Below are 14,398 nucleotides of genomic sequence, written 5' to 3' on the forward strand. Positions count from 1 at the left end.
AATACAGTGACATTGAGTCAACATCCTTAAATTTTTAATTTTTATTAGCTAAGGCACGAACCTTTACCAAGCGTTCTTTGAACTTATTAAGTTTCGGAATGCGATCCACTCTTTTGTGACAGACAATATTCTCGTAAACAAAGACAGCCCTCTCCAAGACCCGTATTTCGTCTTTAAATTGTTTTTGTTTACGATAGATAATAGCTAATCTTTGGTATGGATGAGGCCCATCATATCCAACTTCGATGAGATGTTCATAAATTTCAATAGCCTTTTGCATATCACCAACCCTTTCAAGGGAAATAGCTTCATTATCTTTTTGATAGCCATACGTTGTTAATTCAGCATCAAATACATTGCTCATATCTTCTCCTCCTTTCTGATTAACCTTGGAAGAAGTCGCTGTTTTATAACCCTGGCTCTTCCATTTACCATAATTCTACAGGTGAAAGTAAAATCCTGTAAAAAGATTTTGAGGAGGGACACCATATGATTTATATCATCTGTAAAAAAGGAAAATTAACATTCCCGGTCACTCCTGAAGTCATCGGACCGGAGGGCGGGGATGCGCTATATGACGATGTAGAGGTATTAAAACAGGGAACCATACCATTCTTTAAAGGGACCAGCTTAAAAACGTATAGCTGGTCTTCTCATTTTCCATTGAAACCAACGTCGTATACGGAACCAACTGCGATTAACGTTCTGACTGGGACGCTAAACCCGCCGAAAGAAATTGCTCAACTACTGGCAACACTGCGGGATACTGCAGAAGTCATTACGCTCTACATTACCGAGCTGAACATTGAACAAAAGGTGCAAATTCGTTCCTTTACGCCGCGGCAGGTGAAACCAGGAGATATTGATTATTCCATTACGATGGTGGAGTATCGAGAGGTTAAACTGGCCATAAAGCCAAAACAACAGGCAGGGACGAATAAAACCGGACAGGCAGTGAAGAAAGTAGCAAAAGCAGCAAAGGCAGCAAAAAGTAATCAGGGGCGATCGCCAGCGAAGAAACCAGCAAAGAAGTCATCGCCACCACCATCAAAGAAAACACCCAAGAAGACGCCGTACAAGAAAACAACGAAGGCAAATAAGCCCTATACACCCAAACGACCTGCTCCACCACCACCGCCGAATCTCCCTAAGTACATTCCAGGAGGGAGGTCGCGTGAAGATTGATTGAACTTACCGTTAACGGCCAAGACGTTACTGATGCGATTGTTCCACCTATCACCTTGGAAGACGATATAACGACGGGTCCTGTATCTGTTGATATTACCTTAGTGCGAGTAGCTAACCTGAAAGTCGATAATGGGAATGTTGTGGTGCTGAAGATTAATCAAAAGTTATGGTTCTTGGGCTTTGTATTTGAATGGAAGAATACGAGCGATTCGAAAAAGACCATTCGAGCATACGATCCGATTAAATATTTCTTGAAGGATACAGATGATTTCTCGTTCCTTAAAAAAACGCCTACTCAGGTGATCAACTATCTATGTAACACGTATGGCGTAAAGAAAGGAACGATCGTGAATATCCCGATTGTCTTTCCTACTCTGTACTTTCAAGGGAACAAGAATTTGTATGAAATTATCTTAACGGTTCTTTTTGAAGCAAAGAAACGGAACGGAAAGAAATACTGGGTGCGATTTGATAACGGCCTGCAGGTGTTTGAGAAGGTACCACCGCAGAAAGTGATTATTCTCGGTTCCGGTCTTGAATCCTCAGAGTATGGCGAGTCCATCGAAGAAATGTATAACCGTATTCGCATTGTAAATCGAGAGAAGAAAATATCTGTTATTGCTGAAGATAAAGGCAGCCAAAAGAAATACGGGATGATGACTACGCTAGAGGAATTCGACGCCAAGACGAAAGCGGAAGCATTGGCCTATGCCAAAAAGAAACTAGCAGAGACAAACAAGGTAACCAAGACCATGAGTATTAGCCATGTTCATGGACTACAGGAACAACGCTTTTGGTCTGGCGATTATATTTATGTTTCCGATCCGACTGTAACGATTGCGGCCAATGGCTACTACTTTAAAAAGGTATCCTATGAAATCCATCTTACCTATGTTCGATTATCTGGGGAGCTTACGTATACCGATGACTTACCAGTGATTGAGTACGAGCCGCCAGAAGAGAAGAAAAGCAGCAGCAAGAGCACAAGTAAAGGGAAACAAACGAACACAGGAAAAGGCTACAACTCGAAGGCCGCTAGAGAGGCTAAGAAGAAAGCGAAAGAACTTGGTTTAACCATTACCTCTTCTCGCCGTAGTGCCAAGAAAAACGAACAAGTAGGCGGCTCGAAAACAAGCTACCACCTGAAAGGACAAGCCTACGATGTAGCAGGACCAAAAGCGAAGATGAACCAGTTCGCTGCTTGGGCGCGAAGCAGTGGGCTATTCCGTAAGGTGCTCTGGCAAGTCAAAGGGCATTACGATCATGTCCATGTCGATTGGGACTGATTAGGAGGAAAAGGGATGAAAGATACAGCGGAACGATTTGCTCAAAAGTTTAAACCTCCACAGGCGAAACACGGCGTGAAAATCGCTACTGTTATCACCGACAAACCAAAGGTAACGATTCAGCTTTCTGGGAGTGAACAGGCGTTGACGCTGGATTTCTTTATCACGCCAGACGCAACTGTCTACAAAGCAGGCGAGCAGATGCTTGCATGGCCTGTTTTAGGCGCTACTGTCACCGAAGCTCCGTATGTGCTTCTTCCACTCAATGACGGCGCATTTACGGCGGTCTACAGCGCTTCTGGGCAGACCTTTACAGTTGATGCGAATGGGGCGGTTATCGAGCAGAAAGATGTGAAAATGCCACCTGTCGAGGACGGTAAGACGGTAGTTATGATACCAAATCGTTTTCCTGAACCACTCTGGGTTGTGACATGTGTATATCCGTAACCGCTTCTGTTAGAGGCGGTTTTTATTTTGATAGAGAGAAGGTGAGGACATGGGATTGCTTCCAGAAATCGACCTTGAACAAGCCGCACAACAAACATCAATGGAAGAGCCGGAAAATCCAACAGGGTACCTGACTCCCTTATTTGATTTTGAAAAAGGGGAGTTTGTGACAGACCGAAACGGCAGGATAGTGGAGGATGACGGACTGAGAGGCATGCAGACAATCATCAATAAAGCACACTATACTGCACGCTGTGCCTATGAGATTTATTCCGAAGATTACGGAACGGATGAATTTGATGCGCTTGTGGACCCTGCTCCTGAAGATGTGCGGCAAATCCGGATTAAAGAGGCCATTCGGGATTGCTTAATTTATGACGATCGGATTGTCGAAGTCGGGGAGATCGACCTTCAAAGGACATCAGATGGATATGTGGCCATCTATGAGGTAGAAACCATATTCGGTACGTTTCCAGTAAGGAGGATGGTCAAATGAATCCCCCTTGGTTCGGAGAAGAGATGGAGGATATCTTACAGCGAATGCTTGATGATATTCCGGATTATCGAGATAAACGCGAGGGCGGCTTTATCTGTGATCTCCTTGCTACTATCGCAAATGAACGTATCCGTTCCAGAGAAGAGAACTTGGAGCTTATGGAAATGCATTTTGCTGATACAGCAACCGGCGAAGACCTTGACCGTGTGATTGAGTCACGTAGCCCCCTAAAGCGTGGAGAGGCAAAGCCGGCTAAAGGGCCGGTTCGAGTCATCGGTATTCCAAAAACGCCGCTTTCTGCAGGTACTTTGTATATGAGTATCATACCAGACGAGCAAAGCGGATTGGTTGAATTTGAACAGTTAGAAGATGCCGTTATCGGGGAAAGTGGCACCGTGATAGTAGAAGTCGAAGCTATGCTTGGTGGTCAGGTTGGAAACATCCCAGCTGGCACTATCGCTATTTCTGAACCGATTCCTGGGATTGCGGATGTTGAAAATTTGGAGGCTTTCACAGGTGGCATCGATGAAGAAGAAGATGAAAGTTTTCGCGAACGCTATCATACTTGGGCGCGAAGTGATGCATCGAGCGGGAACATTGATCATTATGTTAAATGGTCGCTCGAAGTTCCAGGCGGTGGCGTAGGTGGCGTGCAGGTGATTCCGTTATGGGACGGTCGAGGTACCGTAAAGGTCATTCTGATTGATACGGATGGGAAGCCAGCCAGTTCAGATATCGTTCAAAGAGTACAGGATTATCTCGCTTCCGTTCCGGCAGAAGGAGAAGATCAGGCACCAATCGGAGCCACCGTTACCGTTGTTCCAGCAGAAAAAACGGACTTAAATATATCAGCTAAACTGATTCTTTCTGGGACAAGAAGTATCGAATCTATTACAACCGAGCTATCAAATAAGCTATCTGAATTCTTGACGAAAGAAGCACGAGCGAATTGGAACCGTAGAGCACAGCCGTACTATGTAAGTGCCGCTAAAGTGGGCTCACTTATTTGGGGAATGGACGGTGTAAAAGACTACCTTGAGCTTGTCATAAATGGAGATGCCAGCTCTGTTGAAATCGAAGGCGGGAAAGTCGCAGTACTTGGGACGGTGACCTTCTATGAGTGAGCGAGTCGACAGGGCTTTCTATTCTCTCCCTCGTTATTATCAAAGCAGCCAAATCACTGAAGAAATCATTCGTGCGGCAATGAAAGAATTTGACTACGATGAACAGGAAAGGGACGATATCTTCGCGCAGCTCCTCATTGTAACCGCAACTTGGGGGCTGGAACGGTGGGAAAAGGAATTCGGTGTACAACATGCACCTGGCGATTCATATGAGTTGCGACGGGCTAGGTTAGAAGCAAAAGTGATTTCTAAATCAAAAAGTAACCCGAAGCGGATTGAAGAAATCGTCAACTCCTTTGTTCCGTCAAAAAGCGCAAAAGTTTATCGTATTCCTGATGAGTATGCATTTGAAGCGTTTGTTCCTGTTGATGAATTGCAATGGATGCCTGAAATTATTAAGGCCGTTGAAAAAGCTAAACCTGCACATTTAGAGTTTATTCTTACAGGTATTTATAGAGCTGAATCTATTATCGTTGGCGGGGATGCACGAAACTTTGACGTAACCTACCGACGCTGCGGTGAAACCATTACCGAAGGTGTTCTAGATGGACAACTTGCATGGGCTGGCGTAAACGTCTTGGGAGATGCTTATGGCTTTGCTGTTCCATATCGACGTTGTGGAGAAGCCTATACAGGAGAGGAGGCGTAAATCTTGGCTGAAGGAACGGTTATACAACCGAGATACTTAGACATTATTCGCGATGCCGCAGATGCCGCTGTCGCAAAATCACTGGTCACCATCAATGGGGAGCAAAAAGAATTTCCGATTTATCGTACCTTGGTAGATGGTTATAAGATTCGAAAGTATATTTACATTCAAAACGACACTGGACATATCACAAATGCCGTATTGTTGGACCATGCTGGAAACCAATTAGCCATCAAGCCTCACAATGTACAAAAGGGTACCGATGGCTTTGTGATTTGCTTTGAACTCGAGATTAAACTGGAGGTGAAATAGATGGCCGGATATATACCCATTCGCTTTAAAGATACGATTAAAGACCCTATCACAGGAGACATCATTGAACGGGGAACGCCATTAAATCAGGTAAACCTTGACCATGTAGAGGATGGGATTCTTTCAGCTCATGAGAAACTAGAATTAATGGAGTTAGAAATGGCCCGTATGAAAGTCTATATGGAAATCGACGGTCGGGTTACAGGGGGAAAAGGGACGTTTTTTGAGACGATGGACGGTGTAGAACCACACCTGATGCGAAGGGAGACAGCAGAGGCTATGCTTCCTGTTCCTGTCAACGCAAGCTCAGAACCAATTACTCTTTCTGTCTTTATGATAGACGATTCTTTTACTAGCGGAGAGGAAGTCACTATATATGATGATGAGGGTTGGGAAGAAGTCGTCATACAGGCTGTTGAAGGAAATAAACTTACTCTGAATCACCTGCAGAACAACTACAAAAAAGGAGCTATCATTTCTCGTAGCCCTTCCAAGCCTGATCCAGCGACCAAAACGATGAAACCGGGGGTGTTCAAGACGTATGATTTGTCTTTCCGAGAAGTATAAAACAGGTACGTTGCTCGAAGTGTCCGGGCGTTCGATGGAGCCGACGTTGTGGGATGGGCAGATTGTTGAAGTGATGGAAGGCTACCATGATGGCGATATCGTTGTTGCTGAACATGAAGGAAGCCTTATCATTAAACGCTTAGTCGGAGATAGGCTGCTGGGGGATAATCGGGAGATATCTACCGACTTTTTTGTTGTTGATGTACGTATTCTTGGACAGGCAGAGGTTCGGACAAAAGAGGAACTGGAAGAAAGAGGGGTACAAGTTAATTGTCTCCATTTAGTGAAGGTGGAGGCCATTAGTGGTACACGTAGTGCTTATAATATTCCTGCAGATGCAAATTGGGCATCACCCGAAAGCACTGATGGCAATTATTACGTATATGGGATGCGAGATGGAAGAAGACAATGGGTTAAAGGAGCAGAGCAGATTCCCGAAGATGCAAATTGGGTTGTACCCGATGCAGACAACTTATATTATATTTATGGTATGCCAAACGGAAATGTTAGTGGTACACCTAATGCTTTAGATATTCCCGCAGATGCAAATTGGGCGTCACCTGACAACGTTTATGACAGCTTTGATTATTACGTGTATAGTATGTCAAATGGAACTATAAACCGTGTCCAAGGATCAGGTCGCATACCTGGAAATGCAAACTGGGTTGTACCTGATGCAGACAACTTATATTATATTTATAGTGAGAAGAAAAACCAATTTCCAACGATCTCTCTTTCAACTACTAATAATATGACCTTATCACAAGGTAATTGTGTGTTATCTGGGAATGTCATTGATTCAGACGGAGACACAGTTACTATCAGTGCAACCATCAGTGGTGTCACCAAACAAACGACTGTAACAGGTACAGGTGGTTGGTCGCTCTCTTGGCCGGTAATAGACTTAGCGCAGGGACAGTACTCAAACATCATTATTACCGCAAATGATGGTCGAGGTGGTACTGCTACAGTAAACTACACGGGCTTAATTACGATTGATAAGACAAAACCGTCTATTGCTATATCAGGTGTTTCTGAGGGCCAGACGTATACAACAGCCACACCTGTATTCTCTGCGACTGATGCGGGCGGTGCAGGGCTGCAGAGCTGCACAGCTACACTAAATAACAATGCATATACATCCGGCACACCAATTACGATTGGTGGCAACTACACGCTCGTCGTTACGGCGCGCGATCGAGCGGGCAATGTCAGTACAAAAACAGTTAATTTCAAAGTAAACAGCGCGCCAACTGTAGAAGTATCGACCGCTAACAATCAAACGCTATATGAAGGGGATTCTCTTATCATCTCTGGCAGCGCGAATGATGTGAATGTAGGGAATGCGCTTATCGTGAAGTTGAAGTTTGATGAAGAGGCAGAAAAGAACATCCTGGTTACCACATCAACCGGCAACCCACAACCGATCAGTTACACCGTCACATTTAAGAATGGTCGATTGTACGATGCGGCAGGCAACCCAATTACACCAGAGCTGAACAAAGATGTGGTCCATAGTTTCACGGTGTATGCCAAGGACGACAGCGGCGCAGAATCAGCCCACATTACACGTCAATTTATGGTGGTACCTAACCGAAACCCGCTTATCAGGATCAACCCGTTAGAACCGCTAACCAGCATGGTTCCGACCGATACGGTGACTATTAGTGGGACAGTAAATGATCCAGACGAAGGCGACACTGTAACAATGGAATACAAGCTGAATCAAGGACCATTTCAACCTATCGCTATGCAAGGGGAAACATGGTCTTTTTCTATTTCGGCAGGTGATTTGCGAGACGGAGAAAACATCATTGAACTAAAAGCGATCGATAATAAGGGTGGTGTAACTGTAAAACGAATGGCGATTGACCAAACGCCCCGGATAGTACCAGTAAAGGTTTCACAGTCCCGGTATATGATTCTACCACCCAAAGGAGAAATGAAAGGTTTGGTTGCATGGATTCAGCGAAAGAAAGGGGACTTGCAGGTCAAAGGCGACTTATCGATTGTTGCAACTGGACAGCCAGAATTCTTTGTTCCGATGGAGAAGACGTCAGCGGAATTGTCGCACGCCCTCGACGAGGACCAGTTCATAGGCAGTGTAGAAACAGCCGGGCAAAACGTAACAATCAAATTGACAGAGACGCGCACTGATGCCTTAAATTCGTCAGCTGCCATTACAAAAATTGCAGGGGTGATTAACTAATGACATTAAAAATCCGACCACGTAATGAAGATGGCTCTCTGGGTGAGTTTGAACCGGTGTTCCCAAAAGAAGGAATGTCACCAGAGGAAAAGATTGCGTTTCTAGAAAAAGAGTTAGCCAAAGAAAAACAACGCAATAAGGATAACAGCTTTGCCATTATGGAGCTGTATGAAGCGCTTGACGCGATGCAAAAGGGAGGACAATGAGGTGTCAGTTGCAAAAGTCTATGTCAATGCCATAAAAGACGGTGATATTCAAATCACTGATGTTCCGGCAAGTATTCAAGACAAAGTAAAGGAGCTACTGAAGGAAGATGAGGGATAAACTCGCTCGCCTCTTCTTATCGGTCGCTCTTTTTCTTTTGAAAGGGGGTGATAAAATGTTTCCACGTATTGCAGTGATTTATGTGACGTTCATTATCGATGGGGAAATCAGTTACGCTGACGTACCGGCTACATTGAAGTCAGAAGTCAAACGTCAATTAGAACTATTAGGTTGCGGTGATCTGGCTACAGAAACCGCGTAAGCGCTTCTCAATAAAGAGAGGCGTTTTTATTTTGGGAAACCAGCTCTCAAAATACCTCAAAGTAGGTATATCTCTTGAGAGTAGAATACAGTACATTAAGGGTGCCCGTTGTAAAAAGAAACAAAAAATTTTCTTCTCGTTGATGGAACGCCGTGTGCCGTGAAAGTGGCCCGCACGGTGTAGGCTCGAACGAAAACCCACAATATAGAGATGGGTATAAGTCGGGAATAGCACAAAGAAAATCAATGATTTTGCTCAAGACAGTTTTTTTGGTAGTCCGGAGTACGGTAATGCTATAGATTTCTCCTTCACGATACCCGAGGGAGCTACAGAGGTAAAACCTCAATTATCTATAGATGGAGGAGCGACATGGCAAGCTCCAGAAATTTTCAAGATTTGGGAATTTACCTATAATGGTGTTCCTAGAAATATGATACGTATTGGAAAATTAACAAGTGGACAGACGTATCAATTTAAGCTTGTTATTACTGGTGGGGAATATGAAGGAGAATCTAATATCGTAACAGCTACCAGATAGCCATCAACGATGGTCCTTAGGAGAAATCCTAAGGGCTTTTTCTTTGGAGTCGTAAAGCGGCTCCTTTTATTTTTCTAGTAGAGAGAAAGGACAAGTGCATATGAGAAATAACTCAATCGCCTTCCCGTTGTTCGGCATGGGGGGAGGCGCTTTTATTCCGGTCTTTCACTTCTTATATGGTGAGGGACCAATTCGCTTGGTAATCATGGTGTTTTATCTTGGTTTAATTGGGATGGATTGGATTGCCGGGTATCGCGCTGCAAAAATCGATGGCTCTTATGCTAGTGAATACGGTATTAACGGGGCATTTCGAACCGCTTTTCTACTTCTTATGCCCGCTATAGGACACCTTGTTGACGTCATTCTTAGTATGCCTGATATCGCCTTTGGCTTTTTAACTATCGCGTTTGCTTCACACATTTGGAAAAGCATGACGGCCAATGTCATTCGTGCAGGATGGGGCAAATGGGTACCTGAGTGGGCAATGGTTCGGGTATCGGATGAACTCGATCACAAAGTGGCTAGAGCTAGGGAACGCATTAAACGAAAAACGGACATGCTAAATGATGAAGATAAAGGAGCGTAAATCATGACAAAAATTAAAGGAATTGACGTATCACATTGGAACGGAGTTATTGATTGGAAGAAAGTTGCCGCAGATGGCGTGAAATTCGTTTTCTTAAAAGCAAGTGAAGGCACAAGTTATGTAGATAAAACATTTAAAACAAATGCTACACGAGCAAGTGCCGTTGGGATTCATGTAGGGGCCTATCACTATGCGAAATTCGGGAGTGTCGCAGAAGCAAAGGCAGAAGCACAACATTTCTTACATACCGTTTCCGATGTTAAGCTGACTTATCCGCTTGTACTTGATCTGGAAGAGAATAAGAAAAAAGCAAGCAAAGCTTTTTTGACGGATGCCGCAATCGCATTTCTGGATGCGATTGAAAAAGCCGGATACTTTGCGATGATTTATGCTGGAAAGCACTTTTTTGAAACACAATTAGATGAGAAACGGTTAAAGCCCTACGCGCTATGGATTGCCCGTTATAATTCATTCCTAGGCAGAGACGCAGGGGTTTGGCAATATACAGAGACAGGAAGAGTAAGCGGAATTAGCGGGAATGTGGACATGAACTGGTCGTATGTCGATTATGCAACGCTCATCGCCGGGAAAAATGTTTCCAAGCCACCTACGGCAGTTGGAACAGTAACGGAGAGCAAAGAACCAACCTGCCGAATCGTCGTGAATGGTGCAAAGTTGGATGCACCTGGTATCATTCGTAACAACCTCTCCTACTTGCCTGTACGGGCCATGGGGAACGCAGCAGGGGTAGCAGTAGGATTCTGCAACGGAAAGGCTACACTGGGCAAAGGGACATTAAAAACGACTATTGTGATCGGTGAGACAGGCTATGCTCAATCAAGGGAAATCGCGGAAGTTCTTGGCTATATCTTAGAGTGGAAGCAAGCAACAAGGGAAGTTATTTTTACAAAGGGAAAGAGATAATAACAGTGCCCCGCTGCCTGTATGGATAGCGGGGCATTATTGGTTTGTATTTCAAATTATTAATCTACTTTTAGTTCAAGGAGGAAGTTAATAAATATCTTCCGCCACCATAGTTAAATAAGTGACGTACTTCTACATAATACGTTTGTCCCGCCTGAACATCATACAGTACAACTTCCTCTGCACCTTCATTTCCATCATCTATATTTTTAAGCTTATTTCCATAAGAATTATATAGGTTAATTCCAAAGTCGGTGTCTTTATCTATAGGAGATAGACGAACTATAAGTGTTCCAGATTGGCTAGGTGTAATTTTATAGAAGTCTTCCTTATCATCTGTATAATTTGTCTTACCACTTACAGAGCCTGGAACCCCGAACGGACTAGCTGTGTAGATAGAGTGATTTGGTTCTTGATCATAATAGACTGCCATTGGTGATATTACGTTTTCTTGCTCAGATGTTACTTGAACTTGAGTATCTTCTTGAGGTGTAGAATCAGCAAATACAGCAGTTGTAAGACCTAACGTTAAAGATAGACTTAGTAAACCTGTAGCTAATTTCTTCATATGTATAACCTCCTATTAATTGGATACTAAGCGAATATACCATATTAAAGAATTATAGTAAATAATGTAATAAATAAAAAATATTTACTTTATAGTAATTAAAAGAAGATTAATAGACTTTTACATGCTTAGAAGAGGTTTATTACACATTGAGGCATCCGCTTTTTAGACCACTTTTTAAATTTTTCGAGTATGAAATTACTCAGTCTATACCTTTTGATTTTTATCACAATGATTCACACGTTATAAACCCAATGTTTTCAACAGATATTTACATAAAAACCATGGGGTTAAACTGTGATGTTTAGTATAGGGTTAACCCCACAGTCTAACCCCACAGTCTAACCCCATACTTTAACCCCATAACGAACATTAGTATCAATTTATAATGGCGTTTCCTACTATCATTACCATGAAAACTGAAAAAGAATAAAACAATCAACCTCTTGTCGAAAAAAGAAGTGATAATTTACCAATTATATCTTTCAAAAATAAAATCCCTATGTTAACCTATGAATGTAAAATAAATCCAAAAAAACTTATGCTAGGAGATGCTATTTATGAAAAAGAAACTAATTGGTTTGGCTACTGTATCTGTCCTTGCCTTGTCTTCTCAAATGGCTTCAGCATCAGAGATGGTTCCAGCACAAATAGTCGATAATAATATTTCATCTTCTTCTTATGAAACAGCTTCCCAGCAAGAAATTATTTATGGGTTACAATGGAACAGATACACTGATGCGACTAAATATCAAGTTGGTTTATTTGATATAACTGATAACAAAAAGATAACACTTGACCAACCTTATACTACTGACCGATCATACAACTTCCCTCTCTTAAAGCCCTACCATGAATACAGAGGCTGGGTTGGTGCGTATGATAGTAAAGGTACATTAATTGCCCAAGGTCAAACGAATTTTAAAACGAAAGAAGTTTGGGGTGATAAAACTCAGGTATTTAGGTTCCAAGTAGAATTGAAGTAATAAATCTAGTAAAATGAATAAAGACCCAGCTCCATTGTACAGGAGCTGGGTCTTTTTGTAGCTTTTTATAGACAGTGCAACTTTATTTTAAATCTACATGCCTTTTTCAAGCAGGGTTTTATTATACGTATTTCCCCCTATTATTACCGGGAAAACGGAGAAAGAATAAACTCCGTTGTCCATATAGATGGCGGGGCTTTTATGATTTAATCAAAAACACTCGTAGCCTTAGCCATAAGTGTTTCAAGTATGTCTCAGCTCTTCCAAACAAGAAGCACAAATTTTCTTCCCTTTATATTGGACAATTTCCGAGATAGAGTCACAGAACAAACATCCCGGTGCATACCTTTTAAAAACAATTTTTTCGCCATCTACAAAAATTTCTAGACTATCTCCAATTTGTATTCCTAGTTTATTTCTTACCTCAATTGGGAATACGATTCTACCTAGATTATCAATTTTGCGAACAATTCCCATTTCATGCATGATATCCCCTCCTGTCCTGTATCATTTTTCCTGTATTGTAAAATTATAAATAGATACTTTTTCTGATTCAATGATTAAATTATTTACGTCTACCAGGAAACATATGGGGCAACATTGATAGATTGATAGAGCCATATTCTATCAACCGGGAAAGCGGCGGGCATGTTTACGTAGTTTCATAGAGCCATCAGGAAAGAAGTAAGAACATGACAAAAGTTTGTTAGTGTAGAGTTTTCTCAATCGATGTAGCTTACAGAAGTACTTGGCTATAACCTGGACTGGTGCCAAGAAAATAGACAAGTTACTTTAACGGTTGGGAAGAGGGAGGAAAGAACGATTGAAAGACCCGTTCCTGTGGGCTGGCTTTGGAGGATTGTTGTATCAGTTTTTAAACGCAAGAGGGATTGTTGTTCCTCAAGGTCTATGGGATTTGGGACTAGACCTTATTAGTTATACCGTTATCGGTGTTGGTGTAGTGTCTGGGTATACCGGAAAAACAAGGAAGGAATAAGACGATCAAGCCCCGCTATCTGTATGGATGGCGGGGCATTTTACATTAATACCAAAATTTATTCTGGAGTTTTCTTTTCTTCTTCACTCTTTTCCTCTTTTGGAAGAACAAGATAAAGCTTTGGAACTTTTATTTTCTTAGGGTTATTATCAATTGGATCTACAATTAATTTGTCAAAGACTCTATCCCAATGATTAATTAACCGAGGGAAATATCTTTCTCCCATTCTTCTTAGAATTCCTTTTTCTTGCTTTAGTAGTCCTAGCTGATGGGCATTGAGTAGAATCGCAATTCCAAAAAGCATAATAGATAGTAAAAGTAATAATAAAGTAAGGAGTATAGAATCTTTTGGGAGATAGTTTATCCCGGTTAAATTATCATAAATAGCATATACGAAAACCAAAATTAATAATATAACCAAAAACTGAGTTATTTCGTAAAACAATCTAAAAATATCATTTACTATTCTAATGATAGGATTAAATTTTATGTTACTTTTTAACCATTTGTAATTACTATAAATAATAGAGAAGTTATCCCAGTATTCAGCTTCGATCATTATGTAAAAATAGTCTAATTTAAGCCAAAAATTTTTCAGATTTTCTTCACTTCGATTTTTTTTGAATTTTATGTAATAATATTCTAATTTATAAAACCAATCTAATATGGCCTTATCTCCGATTTTATATATCGTAGTATCGTAAGAAGTATATTTTTCAAAGAATTTATCTAATAGTTTTTCTTGTTCTTCAATATTATTTTCATGATGAATCTCTTTTAACTCATGGAACATTGGGGAGCAGACCTTTTCCATGCTGATATTTACATCTATCAGCAATTTATCAAACCTTTTACTTCGTTGAAGGAATAAGTAACCTAAAAAGGCCGTTATTAAAGGTGCAAGAATAATAGGGATAATTTTTGCTGTATCAGTCATATTTTATCCTCCTTTTTGCTATTATACGGCTATTTTTTATAGTAGTAGGGAAATAAGT

The 14,398-nt window shown here is 41.6% G+C and carries 20 protein-coding genes; 16 read left to right on the plus strand and 4 right to left on the minus strand.

The features are described from left to right. Nucleotides 1–34 precede the first annotated feature (34 nt). Nucleotides 35–364, minus strand: a complete 330-nt coding sequence (locus AF333_RS06870) for a tetratricopeptide repeat protein (RefSeq protein WP_043068831.1) — start codon at nucleotides 362–364, stop codon at nucleotides 35–37. A 125-nt stretch (nucleotides 365–489) separates the two neighbouring features. Here AF333_RS06870 and AF333_RS06875 point away from each other — a divergent pair, with 125 nt between their 5' ends. The 14 genes from AF333_RS06875 to AF333_RS06930 all read left to right on the plus strand — a co-directional run bounded on the left by AF333_RS06875 (nucleotide 490) and on the right by AF333_RS06930 (nucleotide 10,852). Beyond that, on the plus strand, nucleotides 490–1,185 hold the full coding sequence (locus AF333_RS06875; protein ID WP_043068832.1) for a hypothetical protein: 696 nt from the start codon (nucleotides 490–492) through the stop codon (nucleotides 1,183–1,185). Then, nucleotides 1,182–2,474, plus strand: coding sequence for an XkdQ/YqbQ family protein (locus AF333_RS34810; RefSeq protein ID WP_043068833.1), 1,293 nt, complete (start codon nucleotides 1,182–1,184; stop codon nucleotides 2,472–2,474). Before AF333_RS06875 ends, AF333_RS34810 begins: the two co-directional genes overlap by 4 nt. 15 nt (nucleotides 2,475–2,489) lie before the next feature. After that, the gene (locus AF333_RS06885) at nucleotides 2,490–2,921 is read left to right on the plus strand and encodes a hypothetical protein (RefSeq protein ID WP_043068834.1); all 432 of its coding nucleotides are present in this window, start codon (nucleotides 2,490–2,492) and stop codon (nucleotides 2,919–2,921) included. 49 nt (nucleotides 2,922–2,970) lie between these two features. Then, nucleotides 2,971–3,417 carry a DUF2634 domain-containing protein gene (locus AF333_RS06890; protein WP_052812398.1) on the plus strand — a complete coding sequence of 149 codons (447 nt, stop codon included), beginning with the start codon at nucleotides 2,971–2,973 and terminating at the stop codon, nucleotides 3,415–3,417. Next, the gene (locus AF333_RS06895; RefSeq protein WP_043068835.1) at nucleotides 3,414–4,541 is read left to right on the plus strand and encodes a baseplate J/gp47 family protein; all 1,128 of its coding nucleotides are present in this window, start codon (nucleotides 3,414–3,416) and stop codon (nucleotides 4,539–4,541) included. The genes AF333_RS06890 and AF333_RS06895 overlap by 4 nt, the downstream gene beginning before the upstream one ends. Continuing rightward, nucleotides 4,534–5,190 (plus strand): putative phage tail protein, encoded by a 657-nt coding sequence (locus tag AF333_RS06900; protein WP_052812399.1) that lies wholly within the window; start codon nucleotides 4,534–4,536, stop codon nucleotides 5,188–5,190. The genes AF333_RS06895 and AF333_RS06900 overlap by 8 nt, the downstream gene beginning before the upstream one ends. Before the next feature lie 3 nt (nucleotides 5,191–5,193). Then, nucleotides 5,194–5,502 carry a hypothetical protein gene (locus AF333_RS06905; RefSeq protein ID WP_043068836.1) on the plus strand — a complete coding sequence of 103 codons (309 nt, stop codon included), beginning with the start codon at nucleotides 5,194–5,196 and terminating at the stop codon, nucleotides 5,500–5,502. Continuing rightward, nucleotides 5,503–6,069: a hypothetical protein gene (locus AF333_RS06910; RefSeq protein ID WP_043068837.1), complete on the plus strand. Its 567-nt coding sequence runs from the start codon at nucleotides 5,503–5,505 to the stop codon at nucleotides 6,067–6,069. After that, complete coding sequence (locus AF333_RS06915; RefSeq protein WP_053432670.1) at nucleotides 6,044–8,278, plus strand: S26 family signal peptidase; 2,235 nt, start codon at nucleotides 6,044–6,046, stop codon at nucleotides 8,276–8,278. Before AF333_RS06910 ends, AF333_RS06915 begins: the two co-directional genes overlap by 26 nt. Then, nucleotides 8,278–8,484, plus strand: a complete 207-nt coding sequence (locus tag AF333_RS06920) for a hypothetical protein (RefSeq protein ID WP_043068839.1) — start codon at nucleotides 8,278–8,280, stop codon at nucleotides 8,482–8,484. Before AF333_RS06915 ends, AF333_RS06920 begins: the two co-directional genes overlap by 1 nt. Before the next feature lies 1 nt (nucleotide 8,485). Then, nucleotides 8,486–8,602 carry a CD1375 family protein gene (locus AF333_RS36695; RefSeq protein WP_254786521.1) on the plus strand — a complete coding sequence of 39 codons (117 nt, stop codon included), beginning with the start codon at nucleotides 8,486–8,488 and terminating at the stop codon, nucleotides 8,600–8,602. A gap of 55 nt (nucleotides 8,603–8,657) precedes the next feature. Further along, the gene (locus tag AF333_RS34115) at nucleotides 8,658–8,804 is read left to right on the plus strand and encodes a hypothetical protein (protein ID WP_162839141.1); all 147 of its coding nucleotides are present in this window, start codon (nucleotides 8,658–8,660) and stop codon (nucleotides 8,802–8,804) included. 638 nt (nucleotides 8,805–9,442) lie between these two features. After that, nucleotides 9,443–9,928, plus strand: coding sequence for a phage holin family protein (locus tag AF333_RS06925; protein ID WP_043069002.1), 486 nt, complete (start codon nucleotides 9,443–9,445; stop codon nucleotides 9,926–9,928). Between the two features lie 3 nt (nucleotides 9,929–9,931). Continuing rightward, the gene (locus AF333_RS06930; protein ID WP_052812401.1) at nucleotides 9,932–10,852 is read left to right on the plus strand and encodes a glycoside hydrolase family 25 protein; all 921 of its coding nucleotides are present in this window, start codon (nucleotides 9,932–9,934) and stop codon (nucleotides 10,850–10,852) included. Nucleotides 10,853–10,922: 70 nt separating this feature from the next. Here the strand turns inward: AF333_RS06930 and AF333_RS06935 are convergent, their stop codons facing one another. Next, nucleotides 10,923–11,420: a pre-peptidase C-terminal domain-containing protein gene (locus AF333_RS06935; protein WP_043068840.1), complete on the minus strand. Its 498-nt coding sequence runs from the start codon at nucleotides 11,418–11,420 to the stop codon at nucleotides 10,923–10,925. Between the two features lie 560 nt (nucleotides 11,421–11,980). Between AF333_RS06935 and AF333_RS06940 the strand changes: the two genes are divergently transcribed. After that, the gene (locus AF333_RS06940; protein ID WP_043068841.1) at nucleotides 11,981–12,406 is read left to right on the plus strand and encodes a hypothetical protein; all 426 of its coding nucleotides are present in this window, start codon (nucleotides 11,981–11,983) and stop codon (nucleotides 12,404–12,406) included. A 243-nt stretch (nucleotides 12,407–12,649) separates the two neighbouring features. Here AF333_RS06940 and AF333_RS06945 read toward each other — a convergent pair whose 3' ends face one another. Continuing rightward, nucleotides 12,650–12,895, minus strand: a complete 246-nt coding sequence (locus tag AF333_RS06945) for an AbrB/MazE/SpoVT family DNA-binding domain-containing protein (protein WP_302847952.1) — start codon at nucleotides 12,893–12,895, stop codon at nucleotides 12,650–12,652. 334 nt (nucleotides 12,896–13,229) lie between these two features. Here AF333_RS06945 and AF333_RS33515 point away from each other — a divergent pair, with 334 nt between their 5' ends. After that, entirely contained in the window at nucleotides 13,230–13,403 is a 174-nt protein-coding gene (locus AF333_RS33515) for a hypothetical protein (RefSeq protein ID WP_158502540.1), read from the plus strand. 58 nt (nucleotides 13,404–13,461) lie between these two features. Here AF333_RS33515 and AF333_RS06950 read toward each other — a convergent pair whose 3' ends face one another. Next, nucleotides 13,462–14,340 carry a hypothetical protein gene (locus AF333_RS06950; RefSeq protein ID WP_043068843.1) on the minus strand — a complete coding sequence of 293 codons (879 nt, stop codon included), beginning with the start codon at nucleotides 14,338–14,340 and terminating at the stop codon, nucleotides 13,462–13,464. Nucleotides 14,341–14,398 lie beyond the last annotated feature (58 nt).

The organism is Aneurinibacillus migulanus (genome assembly GCF_001274715.1).
Classification (GTDB): Bacteria; Bacillota; Bacilli; order Aneurinibacillales; family Aneurinibacillaceae; genus Aneurinibacillus; species Aneurinibacillus migulanus.